The 8,151-nt window shown below is 37.7% G+C and carries 10 protein-coding genes; 9 read left to right on the forward strand and 1 reads right to left on the reverse strand.

Going from position 1 to position 8,151, the window contains the following annotated elements; genetic code table 11:
• Positions 1–452 precede the first annotated feature (452 nt).
• Entirely contained in the window at positions 453–644 is a 192-nt protein-coding gene (locus ACFTQ7_RS12390; protein WP_386829013.1) for a helix-turn-helix domain-containing protein, read from the forward strand.
• Between the two features lie 244 nt (positions 645–888).
• Here ACFTQ7_RS12390 and ACFTQ7_RS12395 read toward each other — a convergent pair whose 3' ends face one another.
• The gene (locus tag ACFTQ7_RS12395) at positions 889–1,764 is read right to left on the reverse strand and encodes a LysR family transcriptional regulator (protein WP_386829014.1); all 876 of its coding nucleotides are present in this window, start codon (positions 1,762–1,764) and stop codon (positions 889–891) included.
• A gap of 109 nt (positions 1,765–1,873) precedes the next feature.
• Here ACFTQ7_RS12395 and ACFTQ7_RS12400 point away from each other — a divergent pair, with 109 nt between their 5' ends.
• From ACFTQ7_RS12400 to ACFTQ7_RS12435, 8 genes are all read left to right on the forward strand, one after another.
• The gene (locus ACFTQ7_RS12400) at positions 1,874–3,094 is read left to right on the forward strand and encodes an MFS transporter (RefSeq protein ID WP_386829241.1); all 1,221 of its coding nucleotides are present in this window, start codon (positions 1,874–1,876) and stop codon (positions 3,092–3,094) included.
• A gap of 136 nt (positions 3,095–3,230) precedes the next feature.
• Positions 3,231–4,223 (forward strand): ATP-binding cassette domain-containing protein, encoded by a 993-nt coding sequence (locus ACFTQ7_RS12405; RefSeq protein WP_386829242.1) that lies wholly within the window; start codon positions 3,231–3,233, stop codon positions 4,221–4,223.
• Positions 4,220–5,035: an ABC transporter permease gene (locus ACFTQ7_RS12410; protein WP_349658366.1), complete on the forward strand. Its 816-nt coding sequence runs from the start codon at positions 4,220–4,222 to the stop codon at positions 5,033–5,035. Before ACFTQ7_RS12405 ends, ACFTQ7_RS12410 begins: the two co-directional genes overlap by 4 nt.
• A 148-nt stretch (positions 5,036–5,183) precedes the next feature.
• Positions 5,184–5,567, forward strand: a complete 384-nt coding sequence (locus ACFTQ7_RS12415; RefSeq protein WP_386829016.1) for an SRPBCC family protein — start codon at positions 5,184–5,186, stop codon at positions 5,565–5,567.
• Positions 5,568–5,658: 91 nt separating this feature from the next.
• A complete protein-coding gene (locus ACFTQ7_RS12420; protein WP_386829018.1) occupies positions 5,659–5,814 on the forward strand; it encodes a sigma factor in 156 nt (51 codons plus the stop codon).
• Positions 5,798–6,193, forward strand: coding sequence for a sigma-70 family RNA polymerase sigma factor (locus ACFTQ7_RS12425; RefSeq protein WP_386829019.1), 396 nt, complete (start codon positions 5,798–5,800; stop codon positions 6,191–6,193). Before ACFTQ7_RS12420 ends, ACFTQ7_RS12425 begins: the two co-directional genes overlap by 17 nt.
• Positions 6,177–7,064, forward strand: a complete 888-nt coding sequence (locus ACFTQ7_RS12430) for a hypothetical protein (RefSeq protein WP_386829020.1) — start codon at positions 6,177–6,179, stop codon at positions 7,062–7,064. Before ACFTQ7_RS12425 ends, ACFTQ7_RS12430 begins: the two co-directional genes overlap by 17 nt.
• A gap of 150 nt (positions 7,065–7,214) precedes the next feature.
• Positions 7,215–7,931 (forward strand): toast rack family protein, encoded by a 717-nt coding sequence (locus tag ACFTQ7_RS12435; RefSeq protein ID WP_386829021.1) that lies wholly within the window; start codon positions 7,215–7,217, stop codon positions 7,929–7,931.
• Positions 7,932–8,151 lie beyond the last annotated feature (220 nt).

Genomic DNA, 8,151 nt, shown 5'->3' on the forward strand with positions numbered 1-8,151 from the left:
TTGAATGTTGGTGTGGTAACTACATTCTACACGAGGTCGTTATGGGCTTCCTTTATATTGACTTCTGGGTGTTGCACTTAATATTACAATCCGTCATTTGAAAAGGTTAGATTAGAAATCGAAAAAGGTTTCTGATAAATAGAAGGAGAAATACACATGTACGGCTAGCAACACAAAGATAAATGCCTTATGAAATTAGCGAGGAAAATGAAGCCGAAGAATGTTTGCCTTTTAAAATATCAAATTAAAGTAAAGTAAAGTGTAAAGCCTCGAATGCTTTTAAAGTATTCGAGGCTAATTGTGTTTATTAAGCTTAAATTCTACAAAAAGAAAATTATCCTATCCAGTCTTAAACAATCGGGGTACTTTAGTTGAATAAAATAGACAATCCATAAGCAACAATCTTTGAGAAAACAGCCTTTCTAAAAGATATTTTTGCTTTTCATGATGTGATGTTAGCAAAACGAAAAATGAGTGTAACGGAGCTTTCCGAAAGGGTTGGAATTACTATGGCGAATCTTTCTATTCTGAAAAATGGGAAAGCAAAAGCGGTTCGTTTTTCAACATTAGAAGCGATATGTAAGACTTTAGATTGTCAGCCAGGTGATATTTTGGAGTACAAAGTTGACGAAGACACTCAATAAAAAGTAAAACAAAAACCATTGGGTCATACTCTTACCATAAATAATGGTGAGGTGCTGAAATTGGATGAAAGTATTTAATAGATCTTATTGTAATTGAAAAAGAAAAGATTTTTGCCTTTTTAAATAAAAATGTAAATCTTGAAGTTGTTCCGATAAAACTCGAAATGATTCCGATAAATCTCGAAATTGTTCCGATAAATCTCGAAATGATTCCGATAAATTGTTTTAGACCCAATCAAACGAACTAGCTTCGTTCGATTGGGTCTTCTAGTAAGGACTCGATAACATGTTTTAATTGAAAAATAGGAGATTGTTGACTTTCGTTCTTCTTGTAAATAAAGACAGTTTCGATGATTTTGTTTAGCTGTGGCAAATTGTAATAGTGAATGTTGGAATAGTTATATAGGTCAATTAGTTTCGTATTTAACACAGCTATCGTGTTGTCTATTTGTAGGAAATCAAGGATACTACTTACCGATTTTATTTCTTTCATTGTAAATGGCACTTGATTCTTATTTAGCCACTCCACCATTGCACGCGTATACATACAGCCTCTGCTCAACACAAGTAATGTAATAGGTGAGCCTTCCTCAAAACTAATAATATGTGAGTTGTTCGAAATGACTTCGAATGTCTCTGATGCGATCCTGTCATAATTTAAATCAGGGTAGTGTTTAATAGGATTACTCGTTAGTGCACAATCCGCTTCAGCATTATGTATTTTTTCATTTAAGGAAGTGCTTGATTCCACAGTGAAATCGACATCTAACGGAATATTATTGATCTGTAAGGCATTCATAATGGAAGCGCCATAAATTTTAATCGTTGTATGGGAAGTGCCGAAGTTAATTTTTGAATTTGTTTGTGCCGAACCGATTTCTTGTAAAAATTCATCGTACTCCTGTGTCATTAACTTCAAAAATTTTAAATATTGTGTCCCTACATTCGTAATCTTCAAGCCTTGCGGTGTACGCTTAAATACTTCCTGACCAATTTCTGTCTCCATTTTCTTCACTTTAGAGGTTAAGGCGGATTGCGTATAATTCGTTATTTCAGCGGATTTACTAAGGTTTTGCCTCTCCAAAATCTCGATTTTTAATGCTATTTCTTCTATGTTCATATTTGTTTGTCACACACCTATTAAATTTTTTGATAGCCACTATCACTTTCCTCCATTTTACGCATTCATAGGGGAGGCGTAAACTCAAATATGTAATCAGTGTAAGAGCATTGGAGGAATTTTTATGAATACATATTTTAAATGGGTCATCGTTTTAGTAGCTACGTTGTCTCAAACTGCGGCAACTTTTGTGACGTACGGCATGGGGCCAATCGCTACATTTTATCAAATAGAATGGAATTTATCTTCGCTACAAACAGGCTTTATCGTTTCTGCGGTTAATATTGGGCCAATCTTCTCGATGATTCTGTTCGGCTATTTTATGGATAAAAAAGGGGAGAAACAAATCATCGCTTGGGGTTCGATATTATTAGGACTCTCGGCTTTACTACTCATGTTGGTCAATAATTATGTGGTGTTATTATTTTTATTATTAATCGTAGGGGTATGGTACGGCAGTGCGCAAACCGGGGGGAGCACTGCCATCGTGAAATGGTTTCCAGACAAACATCGTGGGTTGGCGATCGGCATTCGACAAACAGGTATTCCAATCGGAGGAGCGCTAGCATCAGTCATTCTCACATATATGTACCATCATTATAGCCTGTCATCGGCTCATCTTGTGCAAGGATTCGTAGCAATTGCTGGTGGACTACTCTTTTTACTAATTTATCAGGAGCCTAAAGAACGTGTAGCAGTAGCTGCAACGTCTGTTACTTTTAAAGAGAAGCTCATGGCCATTAAAAATAATAAAGGTTTATATCCAATCTATATTGTAGGAATCGTGATGATGACTTTACAAATGATCCTCGTTGCCCATTTTATGAGTTATTTACATCAAGAGGGAGGTTATTCCTTAACGGAAGCGGGGCAATATTTAAGCCTTATATTAATCGGTGGGATGATTGGCAGGGTAGTTATTGCTTGGATTAGTGATCAATTTTTTGCACAGAAGCGGGAATATTTTTTAATGATCGTAATGGTTAGTGCAGTTATTCTTACAGTAATATTGCCGTACATGATACATGCGAAATTGTCGATGCTTTTATTTAGTTTTATTTTAGGATTCATAGCACTTGGCTGGTATTCATTATTTATCGCCTGTGTGACCGAGCAATCGAATCCACAATATGTGGGTCTAACTGTGAGTGCTGCTTTGACGCTAAATCAATTTTTTATCGTCATTGCTCCTACATTATTTGGATTCATGGTCACTTTTTTCTCAAGTTATCAATTGGCCTTGGATATTGTCGCAGCTTTTGTAGCGCTAGGTGCAATTAATTTACATAGGTCAACTAAAACTACAAAGATCAGTTCAGAAATCCTGTAACAAATAAAATGAGTGACGTAGATTATTCGGTTCACATTCAGTTCATAAACTTGTTGTATTATCCGTTTATAGACAAATTTCTATAAAACTGATGGTAATGAATGAGGGAGGAATAGTATTGGGGAATGTGAATAGAATGAAAAGCCCGTTAGAGAATAGTGAGTGGGCTATTGAAGCACGTGGCCTAGTCAAACATTTTGGAGAAAATCGAGCTGTTGATGGTGTCGATCTAAACGTCCGCGCTGGCACTATCTATGGTGTACTTGGTCCTAATGGAGCGGGAAAGACAACGACTATTAGAATGCTAGCGACTCTTCTAAGAGCAGATGTTGGGTCGGCACAAATATTCGGTTATGACATAGTGAAAGAGCCACATATTGTACGTCAATTAATTGGCGTCACTGGTCAGTATGCTTCAGTTGACGAGTCACTTAGTGCAACGGAAAATTTAATTATTTTCTCTCGTTTGCTAGGATTGGGACGTACTGAGGCCCGAAATAAGACTGCTGAATTACTGGAAGAGTTCGGATTATCAGAAGCAGCTAAACGGCCTTTGAAAAATTTCTCGGGAGGTATGCGTCGTCGTCTGGATTTGGCAGCCAGTCTGATCGCACAGCCACCCTTAATTTTCTTAGATGAGCCGACGACTGGGCTAGATCCACGTACACGTAATCAAATGTGGGATACGATTCGTCGTTTAGTAGATACAGGGTCAACTGTATTGTTAACGACACAGTATTTGCAAGAGGTAGATGAGCTGGCAAATCGGCTTGCGGTTATAGATCATGGGCGCGTTGTTGCGGAAGGGACAGTCGATGAGCTAAAAGCATCTGTTGGTACTTCATCCTTACATTTGAGCATTCAAAATACACAGGAAATGTTGGCTGCTCGTGAAACAGTAGAACACATTCTTCAAGTCAAAACAACCATTTCACAGGATATCGGGAAAATTACTGCCCCAATGGCAGATGTTGATTTAGTTACGGATTTACTGATTGCCCTTCGTCAAAAAGGAATTCAACTTGACGAGTTCAGTGTACAGAAACCGACCTTAGATGAAGTATTTTTAACAATCACCGGTAACAGTGTGAATGAAAATGGTCCCCAACTAGAGGAGGAAAGAGTATGAAAAGTAATACGATAAAACCACTAGTTGGACGTAGATTGTTACGCAAGCCGAGTATCAACCAATCGATAAGAAATTCGCTTACGATGGCCTACCGAGGTGTCCTGAAAATTCGCCGTACGCCAGAGCAGTTGTTTGATGTAACGCTTCAGCCGATCATTTTCACGCTGATGTTCACCTACATATTTGGGGGAGCCATTTCGGGGAATGTACAAAACTATTTGCCAGTCATTATTCCAGGAATTCTCGTGCAGACTGTCATCACTACCTCAATCGTTACAGGTGTTCAATTACGGGAAGATATGGATAAAGGAGTGTTCGACCGATTTAAATCATTACCGATCGCACGCATTGCGCCATTGGCAGGGGCATTATTGGCCGATACCATTCGTTATACAATTGCAACGGTACTTACTTTTACTATGGGATATATTATGGGGTATCGACCAGAAGGTGGTTTGGAACACGTAGTACTTGCGGGGCTTTTAGTCATTGTCTGTGCCTGGGCCATAAGCTGGATATTTGCCTTCTTTGGTGTAATTGCTCGAACAGCTTCAAGTGTACAGGGCATTTCGATGCTTGTATTGTTTCCACTAACATTTCTTTCGAATGCTTTTGTTCCAGCAGAAACTTTGCCAGATTTCCTACAATGGTTTGTGAAAATTAATCCTATTTCGCATCTCGTGACGGCTGTCAGAGAACTGACGAATTCAGGAACAATAGGCTGGGATTTATCGGCCTCACTTATTGGTGCTGCTGTGGTTGTCGCCATCTTTGCACCACTAACAGTGAAAGCGTATATGCGTAGAACATAAAAAAATCTTTAATGAGTGTGTTTTGAGCAATTAATTGTCAAAACACACTTTTTATATTTCTTAGGAGCTAAAGTTAAAAGTGTTGTTTATTCCAATAATAGGATAAAATGAAGGGGAAAGGCATAAGTTCAACAAACGGAGGAATGCAATGATGGATAATGAAAAAAGTTCGATTTGGATTGACGCAAGAATTGCTACAGTTTGGCGGGCTGTTACAGAGGAGGCGCAATTGTCACAATGGTACGCTCCAAATTCAACTTGGGAAATCCCTAAATTAGAGCCTGGAGAAGAGATTGTTTTCACGTTACTGCCGAATGAACAGAATCAGCTTGCAGAGAAATTGCCAATGGTGTTGACGATCAAACATGTAACGCCAAATCGAGAATTTTCATTTTACTTAGGTATAGAAGAATCACTGATCTCTATTTTATTAGAGGAAAAACAAAATGGCACCAAGGTTACCTTTAATACGAGCGGTTACGAGGATTCTCTTGCTAACTTAAAAGCTTTAGTGGAGAGTAATATCCTTTAACATATAAGTTTCATGAAGAAATTGATTTTTTCATGAAACTTTTTTATTGTTCAGCAGTCTAACTGTAAATGCTTTTATGGGGGCGAGCAACATGTTAAAAGAACAGAAGGACGCTCACTTATCTAGAGCTATGACAATGTACGGAGATTATTTACTGCGAGTATGCTATACATATGTTCAAGATTGGACAGTGGCTGAGGATTTGGTTCAAGACACATTTGTTAACTATTATGAGAAGATGGAGTAATTCCGTGAAGAAGCTTCCGTCAAAACCTACTTATATCGCATTGCCATTAACAAGTGTCATAGTTATCTTTCAAAGCTGGCGCTATAAAAAAATACAAGTCATTGATTACTGGAGCAAATTAAAGAGCCTATCCGATAATCCTGAAGAGGAAATATTGATGGGAGAGACGGATGCACTGCTAGTAGCATCGATTGAAAAACTTCCGACGAAATACAAAGATGTACTACTTCTATTTCACTTTGCAGAGTTTTCCTTAAAGGACGTTGCAGAACTGCTAAAGCTACCAGTAAATACGGTAAAAACACGATTAAGGCGAGCGCGTCAAATGGTTGGCTTCACGCTATTGGAGGAGGGATTCGAATATGGGTCAGATTCGTAATGCCATCAACAAAATGTATAAGGAAGGTAAATTCTCTGACGAAAGCCAAGTAAAAACGTTTCAAAAAATTAATCAAAAAACGAATAAGCGAACACCATTCATCCCGATTATCCTAACAGTAGTCGTAACAGCTTGTCTGATCATGGGCTTAAAGATGATCCTCTTCCAACATGATAGCCAACCAATGACGACGGTGCTTACAGATTCAAATCTTTATCCAGAAAAGTCTGGAAGGGTGAAAGACTATAGCTCATTAGCACGACCGTGGATGGTAGTAGGCTTAGTAAGTGCTGTCTTCTTATTTATTTTCGCAATATTTGCTTTCATGAAAAATTGGTTTTGGCGTGTATTACTATGTATCATCATTATTATTGCTATTTTAGGGAATATGTCTGAACGAATCGATTATCGTGTTTACGTACAGAATGAAGCAGAAATTCAGAATACTATTAAATGGATACCATTTAGCTCTGATGGTGTGAAAATGAATGATACAATAACGATTCGTCAATATAGAATGGGTTATTTTTCAAAGGATCGCCTTCAAGGAATTTCGATTTTCAAACATGATGGAAAAGGCTATGCACTGGATCACTATATCCAGAGTGAAGCGGATACAATGAGTCCTATTTATTTTAAAGACATATACCATCTTGTTATTCCATTACTGAACAATCATAACGTTGAAAAATTAATAATAGACACTGGAGACGAGCGTATTGAGAAAGCAGTCGATTCGAATGATGCGCAACTAGTATCAGTCCCTCTTAAATTAGAAATAGCGGTGATACATGCATTGGATCATGAAGGAAATACGTATATTCTTTATAATGTTTCACAAATATTTACCTATCCTTATTCAAAATACTAGTGCACTTTTTTTGAAAGGTGACATATCCATTATATAAATACTCACTACGTCTTAGGTCTTAGAGTAATTTAAAGCGGAGGGTCGTTTTTATATATGACAGTTCCTATATAATGAATTTATTGGAATATTATATAGTAGGAGGAAATTACATTGAAAAAATTTATTGGACTTGGTTTGGTTATAAGCGCCTCATTAATTGCGTTATCGGGGTGTAACTCAGTCATACCAGGCAAAACCAAAGATGAAACGATCCTAGTGGAAAAGGATAAAGCGGAGAAGTTAGATGTTGATTTACAACTTGGGATTGGAGAAATAACAGTTAAAAAGGGTGCCGACGATTGGGTTGAAGGTACTGCTCAATACAATATCGATAAATTAGCACCGAAAGTAAAATATGATTTACGCGGCCAGACAGGAAAAGTAACGATTGAACATAAAGGTTCTACTAACATGCGTTTAGGGAAAATAAAAAATATATGGGATATCGAACTGAATGATGATATTCCTATGGATCTCTCAATCGAAACAGGAGCATCGGATGCAGAGCTAGATTTACAAGGGTTGCAGCTGGAAAAATTAAATATTGAAACAGGCGTTGGCGATCTCGATGTGAACTTAGGAGGCGATTGGAAAAAAAGCTTCGAGGCGGATATTGAAACAGGTGTTGGGGACACTACTGTCATATTACCATCAAAAGTTGGGGTAAAGCTTACGACGGAAAAAGGTCTCGGTACATCCAATATAGAAGGTTTCATTTCCAAAGGCAAAGGGGTTTATGTAAACGAAGCGTATGATAAAGCAGATGTAAAAATAGAGGTCCACTCGGAAATCGGAGTTGGCGACATTACATTTAAATTGGATAAATAAAGAAAATTTTAGTAGGCTACTTTATATGAAGTAGTCTATTTTTTTTCGTAGATACATAGGTGACGGATAGAAAGATTAAAGATCGAGATGGAAGTGCCAAAGTCGTGGATAGAGCGATCAAAATCGTGGATAGAAGAGTCAAAATCATGGATAGAACAGTCAAGGTCGTGGATAGAGAGATCAAAATCGTGGATAGAAGAGGCAAGGTCGTGGATAGAGC

The sequence above is a fragment of the Lysinibacillus sp. NPDC056959 genome, from assembly GCF_042674095.1.
GTDB classification, from domain to species: Bacteria; Bacillota; Bacilli; order Bacillales_A; family Planococcaceae; genus Lysinibacillus; species Lysinibacillus zambalensis.

What these genes read in the sequence shown, in the direction of transcription:
- ACFTQ7_RS12405 (WP_386829242.1), top strand. Translation starts at nt 3,231, where the DNA reads ATGAAAAGCCCGTTAGAGAATAGTGAGTGGGCTATTGAAGCACGTGGC.
- ACFTQ7_RS12390 (WP_386829013.1), top strand. Translation starts at nt 453, where the DNA reads ATGTTAGCAAAACGAAAAATGAGTGTAACGGAGCTTTCCGAAAGGGTT.
- ACFTQ7_RS12395 (WP_386829014.1), bottom strand. Translation starts at nt 1,764, where the DNA reads ATGAACATAGAAGAAATAGCATTAAAAATCGAGATTTTGGAGAGGCAA.
- ACFTQ7_RS12420 (WP_386829018.1), top strand. Translation starts at nt 5,659, where the DNA reads ATGTTAAAAGAACAGAAGGACGCTCACTTATCTAGAGCTATGACAATG.
- ACFTQ7_RS12430 (WP_386829020.1), top strand. Translation starts at nt 6,177, where the DNA reads ATGGGTCAGATTCGTAATGCCATCAACAAAATGTATAAGGAAGGTAAA.
- ACFTQ7_RS12415 (WP_386829016.1), top strand. Translation starts at nt 5,184, where the DNA reads ATGATGGATAATGAAAAAAGTTCGATTTGGATTGACGCAAGAATTGCT.
- ACFTQ7_RS12425 (WP_386829019.1), top strand. Translation starts at nt 5,798, where the DNA reads ATGAGAAGATGGAGTAATTCCGTGAAGAAGCTTCCGTCAAAACCTACT.
- ACFTQ7_RS12410 (WP_349658366.1), top strand. Translation starts at nt 4,220, where the DNA reads ATGAAAAGTAATACGATAAAACCACTAGTTGGACGTAGATTGTTACGC.